Origin of the sequence: Phenylobacterium sp., from assembly GCF_030693405.1 — a bacterium.
Taxonomy (GTDB): Bacteria; Pseudomonadota; Alphaproteobacteria; order Caulobacterales; family Caulobacteraceae; genus Phenylobacterium.
The window spans coordinates 1-12,624 of sequence record NZ_JAUYAW010000008.1; the positions used below are offsets into that span (position 1 = coordinate 1).

Below are 12,624 nucleotides of genomic sequence, written 5' to 3' on the forward strand. Positions count from 1 at the left end.
GGGCGATATCCCCATAGCCGCATCCAGCATCACCAGCGCTCCGCCAGCTGACCGCGGCTTCCTCCCCTGAAGGCTTCCGGACGCCAGCCCGCAGCCGGACCCATCAGCATGCGCTGGGGCCGGCATCCGAAACCCTCAACACTTGAAGACATAGGCTCCGAGCCAGAACTCGGACATTCCTCAGCCAGGTCGGACCTGCCACTCGTCGTTCAGCAGGGCAAACAGGCCAGTGTCACGCCAACCATCCCTAACCTTGCGGTCTCGGAGCATCGTTCCCTCCTGGCGCATTCCGAGTTTCTCTAGAAGTCTGACCGAGGCGGCGTTGCGCGCATCGCAAGTCGCCCAGACCCGATGCAGCTCCAGCGTATCAAACGCGGCTGCAAGAACCGCTGACGCTGCCTCGTAGCCGTAGCCCACGCCCCACCAGGAACTTCCGAAGACGTAACCTAGGTCGGCCCCGTCTTGCCCATCCAGTCCCAGCCTAACGGACCCGATGACCCGTCCATTCTCAAGCAGTTGGGCGGCGAGATTGACGTCCCGGCGTGGCCACTGCTCCTGCTCAGCAAGGGTAAGATGAAGTCTCTGGCTGCTGACCTCAGGCGTGTTCGGCCCCCATTCCATGTAGCGGACGGTGTTCTGGTCCGACGCGTAGGCGTGAATGTCGTCGAGGTCACCCGCATGAAACTCGCGCAGCAACAAACGGGCGGTTCGTATGGGAAACCAGGGCATGGATGCTGAGGCCATGGCGCAGCCTAGCTGGCATATGGACGGTGATCCACTGTGCCAGGGGGGCGATGCGCCGCCCCAATGCCTACAGGCGACACCCCCGCAAGCAGCGGTCTCCCTAGATGCACAAGCATGCCCAGCCTTCAGCTCCCGGCCAAGATCCGCAGGATCCCTGACGGGGATTTTCGGTCTGATGGGCGCCACTAGCGGCCTTTGGGCTGCCGCCAGAAAGCCGGCTTTACTAGACGCCCTCGAACAGGACGCCAAGCGCGCCGCTCACGGCGTAAGCCTCATCCTCGGTGAGCATGCGCAGGGGCTGATGGCCTAGCTCGCGAAGGGGAATGGCGGCCATCTGCAGAGGCAGCAGCATGACCTTCTGCCCCTCAACCTCGAAGGTGGGCGTTAGTCGTCCTGGCTGTGAGCCTTTCAGATCTATCGACGAGATGAGTGGCACAACCACGCGAGTGATTGTCGGATTCAGCAGATCCGACTGTACGTCCACGACCAGCACGCCGTTCGGAAGCCGGTAAATCCCATGCTTCATCAGAACTGCCGGTATTCCGCCAAGACCAGGCCATCGGTCTCCACCTTGGCGTTGTACCAATCGAAGAAGGCTTGGTTTTCGGCTTGCCAGCGTCGCGCCCGTTCAGCGGCGACAGCCGCCTCCAGCCCGCTCTCACAGGCGCGCGAGAGGTTCAGGCCCAGCGCCTTTGCTTCCTCGACCAGTGGGCCTGGAAGCGTCAGGTTCAACCGCTGACGACTAGTCGAATGCGTGTTTTCCATGCGCACAATATACGCGCACGCTGCTGCCTTTTCTAGCCCTTAACGTGTCATCGACCGCACCAAGTCCATCCGGCGCCCAAGGTGATCATCCGAAATGGCTGAGAGGCATTGCCCGGAAGCGGGCCTTGGCAAAGACAGCGATGAGCCCACAGCCGCCCACCGCCCCGCCCCCCGCCTCCACCCTTCGTTAACCACGTTTGTCCATTGTCCGGCGCAGTTCCCCCCGGCTTGCGAAAGGGCGCGCGATGAATGGCGCCGAGGTTCTGGATATTGGCCGTGACGCCATCTGGCTGACCATCCAGCTGTCGGCGCCGGTGCTGATCGTGGGCCTGGTGGTCGGCGTCGGCATCGGCCTGATGCAGGCGCTCACCCAGATCCAGGAAGCCACCCTGGTCTATGCGCCCAAGATCGTGGCCATCTTCTTGTCTCTGCTGCTCTTCCTGCCCCTGATGGGGGCGCTGATGTCGAGCTTCATGAACCAGATCGCCGCCCGCATCGCGGCCATGTAGGGCCATGGAAGCCTATGCTTCGGCCCCCCAGGTCTATGCCGCCGGCCTGATCTTCGCGAGGCTCGGCGCCCTGATGATGCTGATGCCCGGCGTCGGCGACGGGGCGGTGCCGGCCCGCATCCGGCTGGCCTTCGCCTTCCTGTTCGCCCTGATGATATTCCCCGTCCTGGGGGGGCAGGTGGGCGCCGTGCCCGACAGCAACGGCGCCATGTTCGCCCAGATCTTCCGCGAGATCCTGATCGGCCTGATGATCGGCCTGATCCTGCGCATGATGCTGGCCGCGCTCGGCATCGCCGGCGAGATCGTCTCCATCCAGTCGACGCTGGCCTTCTCCCAGACCGCCAATCCTGGCCAGGCCCAGCCCTCGACCTCGCTCTCGACCTTCCTGACCGTCATGGGGGTGACCCTGATCATGGTCACCGACCTGCACCACATGTTCCTGGCGGCCATTGTCTCCTCCTACCGCCTGTTTCCGTTCGGCGGCGATGTGCCGGTGGGGGACGCCGCCCAGCTGGCGGTGCAGACCACGGCCGAGGCCTTTTCGCTGGGCCTGCAGCTGGCTGCCCCGGTGGTGGTCTTCTCGCTGATCTTCAACATCGCCGCGGGCCTGGTGGGTCGGGTGATGCCGGCCTTCCAGATCTTCTTCGTGGCCACCCCGCTGCTGGTGCTGTCGTCCCTGTCGATCTTCGCGCTCAGCCTCGGCGTGCTGGGCATGGTCTGGGTCGACCGCTACCGGGCGCTGCTGGCGAACTTCCTGTGATCCATGGCTGAAACCGACCAGTCATCGAAAACAGAAGAGGCCACCCCGCGAAAACTCGAACAGTCGCGGGAAAAGGGGGATGTGGCCAAGACCCAGGACCTCGCCCCCCTGATGGCGCTCGCCTTTTCCGCCGGCGCCATCGCCATCTTCGGCGGCTGGCTGGCCAAGTCCATGGCCGCGGCGCTGCTGCCCTTCATCGCCCATCCCGAGCAGATCCAGCTGGAGGGCGGGGGCGGGGTCAATGTGGCGCGCATGGCCATGATGGCCGCCGCCCCGGCCCTGGCCGCCGTCCTGGCCACCGCGGCCATCGGCGGCATGGCCGGCAATCTGGTGCAGCACGGCTTCCTGTTCACGCCGGACAAGGCCAAGCCGGACTTCAAGAAGGTCTCGCCGCTCTCGGGCTTCCAGCGGATCTTCGGCCCTGACGGCCTGGCCCAGTTCGTCAAGTCGATCGCCAAGATCCTGGCCGTCGCCGGGGTCTCGTACTGGGTGCTCAAGCCGCACTTCCACGAGTTCCAGACCCTCTCGGCCCTCGATCCGGCCGCCATGCTGCCGTTCAGCGCCGAGGTGCTGCGCCAGATGGTCTTCGCCGTCATCGCGCTCATGCTGGTGATCACCGGCGTGGACTGGCTGTGGCAGAAGCACCGCTTCCTCAAGAAGCAGATGATGAGCCGTCACGAGATCAAGGAAGAGTACAAGCAGACCGACGGCGACCCGCTGATCAAGGCCAAGCTGCGCCAGATGCGCCATGACCGCGCCCGCCGGCGGATGATGGCCGCGGTGCCCACCGCCACCGTGGTGGTGATGAACCCGACCCACTACGCCGTGGCGCTGAAATACGAGGCCGGCAGCGCTGGCGCGCCGCAATGCGTGGCCAAGGGTCTGGACGCCGTGGCCCTGCGCATCCGCGCCACAGCCGAGGAGGCCGGCGTGCCCGTCATCGAGGATCCGCCGCTGGCCCGCGCCCTCTATGCCGCCGTCGAGATCGATCAGACCATTCCGCCCGCCCACTTCGAAGCCGTGGCCAAGATCATCGGCTTCCTCATGGGCGCCCGCGCCGCCCCGCCACCCCGGGCGAGGCCGCTGCGCTAGGGCGCGTTCCGATAAGTGGGAACCGGTTGTCGGTGCGAAACGCGCTCAAGACCTAGAGGCTCTAGCGCCAGGCGAAGACCGGCTGGTCGAGTTCGGCCACCCGGGTGACGCGGCCGGCCACCAGTTCGCGCAGCTGATAGATCAGGGCCGCGGTCGGCGCGTGGATGTGCTGGTCGCCGATCAACAGGCGGATGACCTGGCGGGGGCTCTCCGGGATGGTTTCGAAGTCCACCGCATGGTCGGCCATCAGTCCGTCCAGCCGGATGTGGTGAACGGAAGCCACCTCGTCGGGATTGGGCCGGATCTGGCCGGGATCATCCAGCCAGGCGACCACCGGGGCGATCGCATAGCCTGACCGCGTCGGATAGTCGTCCAGGACGCCCAGGATGTTCTCCGGCGGCAGGGAGAGCCCCAGCTCCTCCTCCAGCTCGCGGAGGGCGGCGACCTCCAGGGTCTCGCCCGGATCGCAGCGACCGCCGGGCAGGGCCCATTGGCCCGCATGGGCGCGCAGGGTCGTCGCCCGCCGGGTCAGCAGGAAGGCCGCCTGGCCTGAGCCGTCATCGGCCGCCACCAGGGTGATGGCCACGGCGGCCGCCTTCAGGCCTTCCTGCGGGTGGACGATCCGCGGGAAGGTCTGCAGGCGCGCCGAAAGCTCCTGGCGGAAGGCCGCGTCGAAGCGGCAGGTCACCGGCGCGGCCTCAGCCGGCGGCCTTGGCCGCCTCGACCTTGTCCTGGGTCTTGGTCTCGAAGTCGCTGGCCTCATGGCGCTCGCGCAGCTGGCTTGAGGGCTCGCCATAGGTGCGGTTGACCATGCGGCCGCGCTTCACCGCCGCCCGCTCGCCGATCTGGTCGGCCCAGCGGATGACGTTCTTGTACTCCTGCACCTGCAGGAACTCGCCGCCCTCATACAGGAGGCCCTTGGCCATGCCGCCGTACCAGGGCCAGACGGCCATGTCGGCGATGGTGTACTCATCCCCGCCCAGATAGGCGCTCTCGCTCAGCCGGCGGTCCAGCACGTCCATCTGGCGCTTCACCTCCATGGCGAACCGGTCGATGGCGTATTCGATCTTGATCGGCGCATAGGCGTAGAAGTGGCCAAAGCCCCCGCCCAGATAGGGCGCGCTGCCCACCTGCCAGAACAGCCAGGACAGGCATTCGGCCCGGGCCGCCGGATCGGTGGGCAGGAAGGCGCCGAATGTCTCGGCCAGGTGGATCAGGATGGCGCCGGACTCAAACACCCGGATGGGCTCAGGCCCGCTGCGGTCTACGAGCGCCGGGATCTTGGAGTTCGGATTGGCGTCGACAAAGCCCGAGCTGAACTGGTCGCCGGCCCCGATATTGATCAGCCAGGCGTCGTACTCCGCGCCGCCGTGACCCAGCGCCAGCAGCTCCTCGAGCATGATGGTCACCTTCACCCCGTTGGGCGTGCCCAGGGAGTAGAGCTGCATGGGATGGCGGCCGACCGGCAGGTCCTTGTCGTGGGTCGGACCAGCGATGGGGCGGTTGATATTGGCGAAGCGGCCGCCGCTCTCCTTGTTCCAGGTCCAGACCTTGGGCGGGACGTAGTCGGTGGTGTCGCTCATCAATTCTCTCCCGGACGGGCGTTGTCAGCCGCGCGCCTTGGCCGGCGCCTGAGGCCAATGTGGTGGCCCGCCCCGCGTTTGGCGAGCCCTCAAGCGCCCCCGCGGGAGGGTTTGGTTAAAACCTTCCTGCCACAGAAAGGTCTCCTAAGGGTCTCAGGTGGCCTTGTGCAGTATGATGCTCGATGATTCGGTGGGGCGAACGGCCCCACGTCCAGAGGCAAGCCGCAGGTCCGCCATGGCAGAGACCCCGCAAGGCCCTGAACCGGCGCGCCGGTTTGATCCGCTCACCGCCATCGCGGTGGTGTTCTTCCTCATGGCTGTGGCGTTCGCCGCCGCACCGGCGATCAACGCCGGTCCCGCCACCCTGGCTGGCCTGATGTTGCTCGTCGGCCTGGCCGGCGTGGCGTGCCTGGGCCTCTTTGTCCTGCGTTCGACCCTGGAGCCGGCCACCGACGCCGAGCCCGGCGCCGAGCGCCTGGTGGAGGCCCTGGCTGAGCCCGCGGCCCTGGCCGGCGCCGATGGCCGCATCCATGCCTGCAACAGCGCCTGGCGCGACGTGCTGGGCGACGCGCCGCGCCTGCCCAAGGGCGGATCGTCGGCCGCCAGCCTGTTTTCGGCGCTGGGCGCCGCCCGCCGGGGCGAAACCGCCCACGCCACCCTGCGCGCCGCAGGCGCCGACCACACCGCCGAGATCGCGCCGGTGGGCGCGCCGGGCGCCGCGCGCCGCTTCCTGATCCGCCTGCGCCCCGCCGCGCCCGAGCGTCTGGCCCTGCCGGCCGCGGCGCTGGAGGTGCTGACCGCGGCGGTCGGCGCCAAGGCCCCGCCGCCCAAGGTGCTGGACGCCTTCGCCGCCGCATCGCCCTTCGGCGCAGCTCTGCTGGAGGGGGAGGACCCCTTCAACGCCGTCATCATCGAGGCCAATCCGGCGCTGGCCGGCATGGCCGGTCCCTTCCAGCGGGGCCAGGCCTTTGGCGACCTGATCGAGACCAATTCCCGCCAGGACGCCGCCCAGCGGCTGGCGCAAGGGATGGAGGGCGCCCTCGAGGTCCGCCTGTCCCGCGACCCGGCCAAGATCGCCCACCTCTATCTGTCGCGCACTGGCGGCCGCTGGGTCGCCTATCTGGTGGACGTGTCGGATCAGAAGCAGATGGAGCTGCAGCTGGCCCAGAGCCAGAAGATGCAGGCCATCGGCCAGCTGGCCGGCGGCGTGGCCCACGACTTCAACAACCTGCTGACCGCCATCCTGATGCAGCTGGACAGCCTGGCGGCCCGTCACCCGGTGGGCGATCCCTCCTATGAGGGGCTGAACGAGATCCGCCAGACCTCCAACCGCGCCGCCGACCTGGTGCGCAAGCTGCTGGCCTTCTCCCGCAAGCAGACCGTCCAGCGCGAGATCCTCGAGCTCGGCGAGCTGATCAGCGAGTTCGAGGTCCTGCTGCGCCGGGTGCTGAGCGAGGACGTCACCGTCGACACCGAATATGGCCGCGACCTGCCCCATGTGCGCGTCGACCGGGGCCAGCTGGAAACCGCGGTCATGAACCTGGCGGTCAACGCCCGGGACGCCGTGCGCGCCTATGGCGGCACCACCGTGCGCATCCGCACCGCCCGGGTCACCGAGGCTGAGGCCGCAGCCCTGGGCTATACCGGCGCCAAGGGCGACCAAGCCCTGATCGAGGTGTCCGACGACGGCCCCGGCATCGCGCCCGAGGTCATGGACAAGATCTTCGACCCCTTCTTCACCACCAAGCCGGTGGGCGAGGGGACGGGCCTGGGGCTGGCCACCGTCTATGGCATCGTCAAGCAGTCCGACGGCTGGATTTCCGTGGCCTCCAAGATGGGCGAGGGCTCGGCCTTCCGCATCTTCCTGCCGGTCTATCAGCCGGCCATCGGCGTTCCGGCCCCGGTCCCGGTGGTCAAGGCCAAGACCGTGGCCCGCGACCTGTCGGGCGCCGGCCGCATCCTGTTCGTGGAGGACGAGGACGCCGTGCGCGGCGTCGCCGCCCGCCTGCTGCGCGCCCGGGGCTATGAGGTGATCGAGGCCGCGTCCGGCGAAGAGGCCCTGGAGCTGTGCGAGCTGCACGCCGGCCAGATCGACCTGATGATCTCCGACGTGGTCATGCCCGGCATGCAGGGCCCCGACCTGTTGAAACAGGCCCGCCAGTACCTGGCCGGCGCGCCGGTCATGTTCATCTCCGGCTATGCCGAGGCCGAGTTCTCGAACCTGCTGGAAGGGGAGGCCAACATCTCCTTCCTGCCCAAGCCCATCGACATCAAGACCCTGGCCGAACGGGTCAAGCAGGAGCTGCAGAAGGCCGCCTGAGGCGCATCGCGCGCCTCGCGCCGCCCATCAGGCCGCCATCCTTAGGCTTCGCCCTCCGCCCCCAGCAGCTCCAGCACCGTGGCGGCGATGTCGGGGGCCCAGGGCGCCATCAGCGCCGTCAGCCGCCCCCGGTCGCCCGCGAACAGGGCCCGGCTCGCCTCCTCGAAGCCGGCCGCATCCCCGGCCATGGCCGACATGAACCGATAGGCGGCCTCGCGCCGGCGCCGCTGGTCGCCGGCCCCGGTCTGCGCGTCGGCCTTGCGCGCCTGCTCCACCAGCCTGCGCAGGGTCACAGAGGCGCCGCCCGGCTGCTGCGCCAGCCAGTCCCAGTGCCGGGGCAGGAGGGTGACCTCGCGGGCCACCACCCCCAGCTTCGGCCGCCCCCGCCGGGCGGGCTCGGGCTGAGGCGCTGGCTCAGGCGCTGGGCCAGCCTCCGGGGCCGGCGGGTCAGCGCGACCCTCCAGGTCCGTCAGCCGCCCGGTGGCCAGATCAAAGGCCGGCAGCGGCCCGTCCGCCCCGGCGGCGCGGGCCTGGGCTGCGGCGGCCAGGACCTCATTCAGCGGCCCCTGGGCGATCCGCCGTTCGGCGTGGAACAGGACAAGGCCTGAGGGGAAGTCGGCGGCGGCGTCGGTCATCTATTTACCCGGATAAAATGATCTGACATTTATACCCGGGTAAATAGGAGCTGTCATGACCTCATCGACCCGCAAGGCGCAGATCGCCGCCTATAAGGAGCGCCCGACCATCGCCGGCGTCTTCGCCGTCATCTGCGAGGCCACCGGCCAGGTCTGGGTCGGCCAGAGCCGCCACATCGACACCCAGCAGAACGGCATCTGGTTCGCCCTCAAACAGGGCTCCAGCCCCTACCGCCCCCTCCAGGCCGCCTGGACGGCGCACGGCGCAGGCGCCTTCCGCTTCGAAATCCTCGACCGCCTGCCGGAAGACTACTCCGACCTCCGCCGCAAGGACGAGCTGACGAAGCGCGCGGCGCTGTGGCGCGCGCGGCTGGAGGCGGAGGGGCTGTAGGGGCCTGGGGGTGGCTCAGTGTCCGATCTCTGTGCAGAAAGCTGACCCCCGGGTCGAGAGCTAGAGCCACGGCGCGGAGGCGTCGTGCCCCACCTTGCGCGGGTTACCCGCGGGACAAATACACGCGGGTCGCCACCTATGCGCGCTCGGACACGAACGAGCCGACTGGCGCGCTTGGGCGCAACCAGAAGCCGACCTAGGCCGATGGATTAGCGGTCGTCCGGGAGGGGGGCGATAAGCCGGCCATCGTAGACGATTAGGTCGTAGCGCAATCCTGCAGAGAGTTCTCTAACGGTCTCAAGGCGCTCACTTGTGGCTATGATTACCTGAGCGCCTGCAGCTCCGAGTCGGGCGGCTTCCTTGAGTAGCCCGCCGATACTGACCTCGGAAGCTTCCTGCTGCCTCGGCTCGTCAAGAACAAGGAGTCCGGGATGGTTTGTCGCGGTTTTGAGCGCAACGTCTAGCAGGCCCATCTGATACGCCCATTTCAGCCTTACGCTATCACTGGCCGAGAGTTCGAAGCCGATCTCGAACCCTTCCTTTTCCGGCCGATAGGTGTCCTCTGAAACGGTAAGCTCGCCCACAGGGAACGTCGTGAAGCGGTAAAGGCCGAGTTGCGAGCGGATCGACGCCTCGAATACTTTGATCTTGGCCACGTCTGCATCACTCAGCCGGCTGTCGGGCAGATCCGCTTTTTCCCCTAGGATTGCCTGCCATGCTTCGACCTGGCGCAAGAGCTGTTCCATGAGGGCCGAAAATCGATCTTGCATCTCAAGGAGTTGCTGCACTCTTTGCTCAAGCCTAAGCCGTCGCTCGATGAATGCGGCCGAAGCGGCGTGAGAGGGAGCGATCAGATCGGACTTGAGCGCTCTGAGACGAGCGGTCTTATGCCGTAGATCATCGCTGGAGCTAAGAAGTTCCAAGTCAAGCTCGCGCACCATAGCTTCTGAACGATCAGCAAGGCGCTTGAACACCGTGCGCTGAGCGGCAAGGTAATCAATATTGTCGTCTATCGACATTACCGCATCAAGCGCACCCTGAGGTAGGAGAGCGTCGTCAATCGCCTGCTCGCACGTCGGGCAGTGGTTTGGCGACAGGTCACGCGAGATTTCAGAACCGTACCGCTGCAACTTGCGGGCGTCTTGGTTCTTCTGAATGTCCTCTTCGAGGAGCTTTAACCGTTCTCGCGTAGCAGCAAGCTGGATGAGCTCCGCCTGACGCTCTCTAAAGACTTCGGCGCGGTCGCCGTTGAGGGTTTGGATCGCCTTGGCAAGGTCGTCAGCTTCAACTGTCGCGTCGTCAACGACGCTTTCGACCTCGGGAATGATCACATCTTGAAGCGACCCGAGCTCATCCTGCAAGGCATGCAGATGCTCAGTTAGCGGTCGCCAGTCGCCGTCGACGAAGACCTGCAGATGGGCAGCTCTGACTTCCTCGACAAGCGCAGTGGGCGCTTCCGGCAGCTGCGCCGAGTTCAGACCTATGGCGGCCGCCATTGCCTTGGTTTCGTGGATGAGCGCGGTCCACGTCACTTTTACCCCATTCTGCCGTAGCTCCAGATCCTGTCGCCGGCGCTCGAGATCGTGCGTATCGAGATCCAAAAGAAATTCGACGGCGCGCCTATGCACGTCGCGTATCCGGAAATGGGTGGGAATGTTTCCGGGAATGGACGTCCAACCCGCCTTTTGTTCCACAAAGAACAGCGGGAAGATCGTCTCGACATAAAGCGGGCAGTCACCCCCATCGTACCTCTTCACAGTCGGCAAGTGCCAGTCCATGAAGTCTGCAAGCATGCGGTGGAAGCCCGCCTCGCGCTGCGCTGCCCCGCCATCCAAAACAAAGTAATCACGACGCTCGAACACGGCATCGGGTTGGCTCAACTGAGGACCAGCGAAGACGGAGACCAGCCTCCTGTCTCCATCCGAGGTAACGTTACGTCGCACAGTGATGCGCTCACCCGACTGGTTTTCCAACTCGACTGCGACGTAGGATGCGATGACGGCGTGGCTCTTGCCGGTTGTAGGGTCTTCGACGTGGGTGCGCATCGCATAAGGAAGCGGGATCTCCCGACGCGGACTTAGCATCTGTTCTAGGCCCAAGGCGTAGAGCATGGCCTGTAGCACGGTCGACTTGCCTGAAGTGTTGGGTGCGTGAATGATTGTGCACCCTCCGGACACCGGGATGTCGGTACCGTATAGCCCGTTCGTCGACTGCGCCCTCAGCCTGATGTGCCGCACGGTGAGCGTCATCAGAAGGGCTCCATCTTCATTATTGCGTCAACGACCTTTTCCGTGGCACGCGGGCCAATCCTCGCTAGGAACGCGCGTTCCTCTGCGAGCACGGACATGGCGGATAGCTCGTCCAGTATTGCCTTCCCTTGGTCCGTCAGGGCGGCAGCCTTGCCGTCTTTCATGACCGCGTGGCCTTGGGCGACGGCGAAGGCCAATGCGCGATTGACCCAGGGCTCAATCCGAACCGACAGCGCCGAGGGCTCTCGAGTTCGATCAAGCACCTCAAGGGCCTCGCGCCGCGTCTGACTTGTCCGGCTGAGGTGGGCGAGAAAGTGGAGTTTCTGGAGGCTGCAGCGCTGGCCTCTGGAGGAGGCGAGGACCATCAGGATTAGGGTGACACCCCAATTTATGCGCAGGTCTCCTGGCAGGGGCTGGGAGCGATCGGAGATCGTGAAGGCACCCGTAAAGATCCGGCGAAGACGGCTTGTGGCGCTGCTCATGCGAAATCCAAGGGACAGCGCATAAGCCACTCGCTGACGACACCGAAGGCGAGTTCTTGCGCGGTGTCCGGGTCGAGGTTCGCGACGCGCTCCCTGAAACTGGCCGTCAGACTATCGAGCTCAAGCTCAAGAATGTTCGCGACGCTTTCAGACGCCTTAGCCCCGACCAGCTTTAGACGCCTCAACCGTTGCGAGGTGAGCGCGACGATCTCTTCGTGCGCTTCAGGCGCATTGGCTCTGAGGAAATCCAGGGCGTTCTGGTATTCGATAAAGGATCTCAGAGCGATGTCGACATCGTCTTCGAGGTCCGGCGCGGCCTTGGTCCGCTTGGCGAGCTTGCGTCGAAGGTTGTCCACTAGATCAACGCGCGAAGTCTCGATATCCGCGACCTCTTGATCCGTAGCAGGCGCGATAACGGGGCGCAGCCTTGCGCGCAGACCGGCCCGTCTCTTCCAAGAATCCTCGTCAAAATCATCCCGGTCGTGGATGAGGATCTCGAAATTCGATGCGATATGGGCTAGGCCCATTCTTCGCACCTCCTCCGCCTTGGTTGCTGCGTGGTTATTGACTTCCTGGCTGTCGTGCTTCGGGACAACAATAATCCATCGCGAGACAGGCTTGGACTTGAAGAGCTTGGCGGCGACCCCGTCGACCTTGCAAAGCTTGCCTATGTCGGTCGTGATCTTGCCTTTTTGCTTGGACGCGCGCGTCGCGACGTCAATAGGTTCCTGCACGGCATAGCATTGATATACCACCGCTTCCGACGCGCAGTAGTAGTCCAAGCCGCCGTCACCGGAGTGCCTTGCGGGGACCTTCTGCAGATTGATCGAGCCATGACGGTCCTGCAGCAGGCGACCCACATGGACCTCCCACTCGTCGCCATCCCAAGCCTCGATTACCGTCGTCACCGGGGCTGCATTCGCGAATTTGGAGACGCGATTTGGCATTGAGGCCGCATGGGCGACCAGCCACATTTTGGCGTCTTGCTTCGCAGGACTCTGTTCAAATCGCCCGCCCCCCGACAATGCGACTCTAGAAGTGCCTGCGAGCGACGATAAACGCAACCAGGGCGCGCGCGATGCCCGCACCAGCAC

Annotated in this window: 14 protein-coding genes; 5 read left to right on the forward strand and 9 right to left on the reverse strand. The window is 65.7% G+C overall.

The window, feature by feature from the left end; all coding sequences use genetic code 11:
- Positions 1-180 precede the first annotated feature (180 nt).
- The 3 genes from Q8N19_RS00820 to Q8N19_RS00830 all read right to left on the reverse strand — a co-directional run bounded on the left by Q8N19_RS00820 (position 181) and on the right by Q8N19_RS00830 (position 1,509).
- Positions 181-744: a GNAT family N-acetyltransferase gene (locus tag Q8N19_RS00820; protein WP_305587750.1), complete on the reverse strand. Its 564-nt coding sequence runs from the start codon at positions 742-744 to the stop codon at positions 181-183.
- A gap of 223 nt (positions 745-967) precedes the next feature.
- Entirely contained in the window at positions 968-1,270 is a 303-nt protein-coding gene (locus Q8N19_RS00825) for a CcdB family protein (RefSeq protein WP_305587751.1), read from the reverse strand.
- Positions 1,270-1,509: a type II toxin-antitoxin system CcdA family antitoxin gene (locus Q8N19_RS00830; protein ID WP_305587780.1), complete on the reverse strand. Its 240-nt coding sequence runs from the start codon at positions 1,507-1,509 to the stop codon at positions 1,270-1,272. Before Q8N19_RS00830 ends, Q8N19_RS00825 begins: the two co-directional genes overlap by 1 nt.
- Positions 1,510-1,754: 245 nt before the next feature.
- Between Q8N19_RS00830 and fliQ the strand changes: the two genes are divergently transcribed.
- The 3 genes from fliQ to flhB are packed head-to-tail and all read left to right on the forward strand — an operon-like array spanning position 1,755 to position 3,870.
- A complete protein-coding gene (fliQ, locus tag Q8N19_RS00835; protein WP_305283361.1) occupies positions 1,755-2,018 on the forward strand; it encodes a flagellar biosynthesis protein FliQ in 264 nt (87 codons plus the stop codon).
- Positions 2,019-2,022: 4 nt separating this feature from the next.
- Entirely contained in the window at positions 2,023-2,778 is a 756-nt protein-coding gene (gene fliR / locus Q8N19_RS00840; RefSeq protein WP_305587752.1) for a flagellar biosynthetic protein FliR, read from the forward strand.
- 3 nt (positions 2,779-2,781) lie between these two features.
- On the forward strand, positions 2,782-3,870 hold the full coding sequence (gene flhB, locus Q8N19_RS00845; protein WP_305587753.1) for a flagellar biosynthesis protein FlhB: 1,089 nt from the start codon (positions 2,782-2,784) through the stop codon (positions 3,868-3,870).
- Positions 3,871-3,931: 61 nt separating this feature from the next.
- Here the strand turns inward: flhB and Q8N19_RS00850 are convergent, their stop codons facing one another.
- Together Q8N19_RS00850 and yghU are read right to left on the reverse strand one after the other, a co-directional pair.
- Positions 3,932-4,558 (reverse strand): CoA pyrophosphatase, encoded by a 627-nt coding sequence (locus Q8N19_RS00850; protein ID WP_305587754.1) that lies wholly within the window; start codon positions 4,556-4,558, stop codon positions 3,932-3,934.
- 10 nt (positions 4,559-4,568) lie between these two features.
- A complete protein-coding gene (yghU, locus tag Q8N19_RS00855) occupies positions 4,569-5,453 on the reverse strand; it encodes a glutathione-dependent disulfide-bond oxidoreductase (RefSeq protein WP_305587755.1) in 885 nt (294 codons plus the stop codon).
- 235 nt (positions 5,454-5,688) lie between these two features.
- On the opposite strand from yghU, the gene cckA reads away from it, so the two are divergent.
- Entirely contained in the window at positions 5,689-7,773 is a 2,085-nt protein-coding gene (gene cckA, locus Q8N19_RS00860; RefSeq protein ID WP_305587756.1) for a cell cycle histidine kinase CckA, read from the forward strand.
- A 41-nt stretch (positions 7,774-7,814) separates the two neighbouring features.
- Here cckA and Q8N19_RS00865 read toward each other — a convergent pair whose 3' ends face one another.
- On the reverse strand, positions 7,815-8,408 hold the full coding sequence (locus Q8N19_RS00865) for a DUF2239 family protein (protein ID WP_305587757.1): 594 nt from the start codon (positions 8,406-8,408) through the stop codon (positions 7,815-7,817).
- Between the two features lie 55 nt (positions 8,409-8,463).
- Here Q8N19_RS00865 and Q8N19_RS00870 point away from each other — a divergent pair, with 55 nt between their 5' ends.
- Complete coding sequence (locus Q8N19_RS00870) at positions 8,464-8,799, forward strand: GIY-YIG nuclease family protein (RefSeq protein WP_305587758.1); 336 nt, start codon at positions 8,464-8,466, stop codon at positions 8,797-8,799.
- A 209-nt stretch (positions 8,800-9,008) separates the two neighbouring features.
- On the opposite strand, the gene Q8N19_RS00875 is transcribed toward Q8N19_RS00870, so the two are convergent.
- From Q8N19_RS00875 to Q8N19_RS00885, 3 genes are read right to left on the reverse strand one after another with little or no spacing between them, the layout of a single operon-like run.
- The gene (locus Q8N19_RS00875; RefSeq protein WP_305587759.1) at positions 9,009-11,048 is read right to left on the reverse strand and encodes an AAA family ATPase; all 2,040 of its coding nucleotides are present in this window, start codon (positions 11,046-11,048) and stop codon (positions 9,009-9,011) included.
- Positions 11,048-11,530 carry a hypothetical protein gene (locus Q8N19_RS00880; RefSeq protein WP_305587760.1) on the reverse strand — a complete coding sequence of 161 codons (483 nt, stop codon included), beginning with the start codon at positions 11,528-11,530 and terminating at the stop codon, positions 11,048-11,050. Before Q8N19_RS00880 ends, Q8N19_RS00875 begins: the two co-directional genes overlap by 1 nt.
- Positions 11,527-12,504: a hypothetical protein gene (locus Q8N19_RS00885; protein WP_305587761.1), complete on the reverse strand. Its 978-nt coding sequence runs from the start codon at positions 12,502-12,504 to the stop codon at positions 11,527-11,529. Before Q8N19_RS00885 ends, Q8N19_RS00880 begins: the two co-directional genes overlap by 4 nt.
- Positions 12,505-12,624: the final 120 nt, after the last annotated feature.

Excerpts from the sequence above, each read along its gene's own strand:
- fliR (WP_305587752.1), top strand. The coding sequence starts at position 2,023 with ATGGAAGCCTATGCTTCGGCCCCCCAGGTCTATGCCGCCGGCCTGATC.
- Q8N19_RS00885 (WP_305587761.1), bottom strand. The coding sequence starts at position 12,504 with ATGTGGCTGGTCGCCCATGCGGCCTCAATGCCAAATCGCGTCTCCAAA.
- Q8N19_RS00875 (WP_305587759.1), bottom strand. The coding sequence starts at position 11,048 with ATGACGCTCACCGTGCGGCACATCAGGCTGAGGGCGCAGTCGACGAAC.
- yghU (WP_305587755.1), bottom strand. The coding sequence starts at position 5,453 with ATGAGCGACACCACCGACTACGTCCCGCCCAAGGTCTGGACCTGGAAC.
- Q8N19_RS00870 (WP_305587758.1), top strand. The coding sequence starts at position 8,464 with ATGACCTCATCGACCCGCAAGGCGCAGATCGCCGCCTATAAGGAGCGC.
- cckA (WP_305587756.1), top strand. The coding sequence starts at position 5,689 with ATGGCAGAGACCCCGCAAGGCCCTGAACCGGCGCGCCGGTTTGATCCG.
- Q8N19_RS00880 (WP_305587760.1), bottom strand. The coding sequence starts at position 11,530 with ATGAGCAGCGCCACAAGCCGTCTTCGCCGGATCTTTACGGGTGCCTTC.
- flhB (WP_305587753.1), top strand. The coding sequence starts at position 2,782 with ATGGCTGAAACCGACCAGTCATCGAAAACAGAAGAGGCCACCCCGCGA.
- Q8N19_RS00830 (WP_305587780.1), bottom strand. The coding sequence starts at position 1,509 with ATGGAAAACACGCATTCGACTAGTCGTCAGCGGTTGAACCTGACGCTT.
- Q8N19_RS00825 (WP_305587751.1), bottom strand. The coding sequence starts at position 1,270 with ATGAAGCATGGGATTTACCGGCTTCCGAACGGCGTGCTGGTCGTGGAC.
- Q8N19_RS00820 (WP_305587750.1), bottom strand. The coding sequence starts at position 744 with ATGGCCTCAGCATCCATGCCCTGGTTTCCCATACGAACCGCCCGTTTG.
- Q8N19_RS00865 (WP_305587757.1), bottom strand. The coding sequence starts at position 8,408 with ATGACCGACGCCGCCGCCGACTTCCCCTCAGGCCTTGTCCTGTTCCAC.
- fliQ (WP_305283361.1), top strand. The coding sequence starts at position 1,755 with ATGAATGGCGCCGAGGTTCTGGATATTGGCCGTGACGCCATCTGGCTG.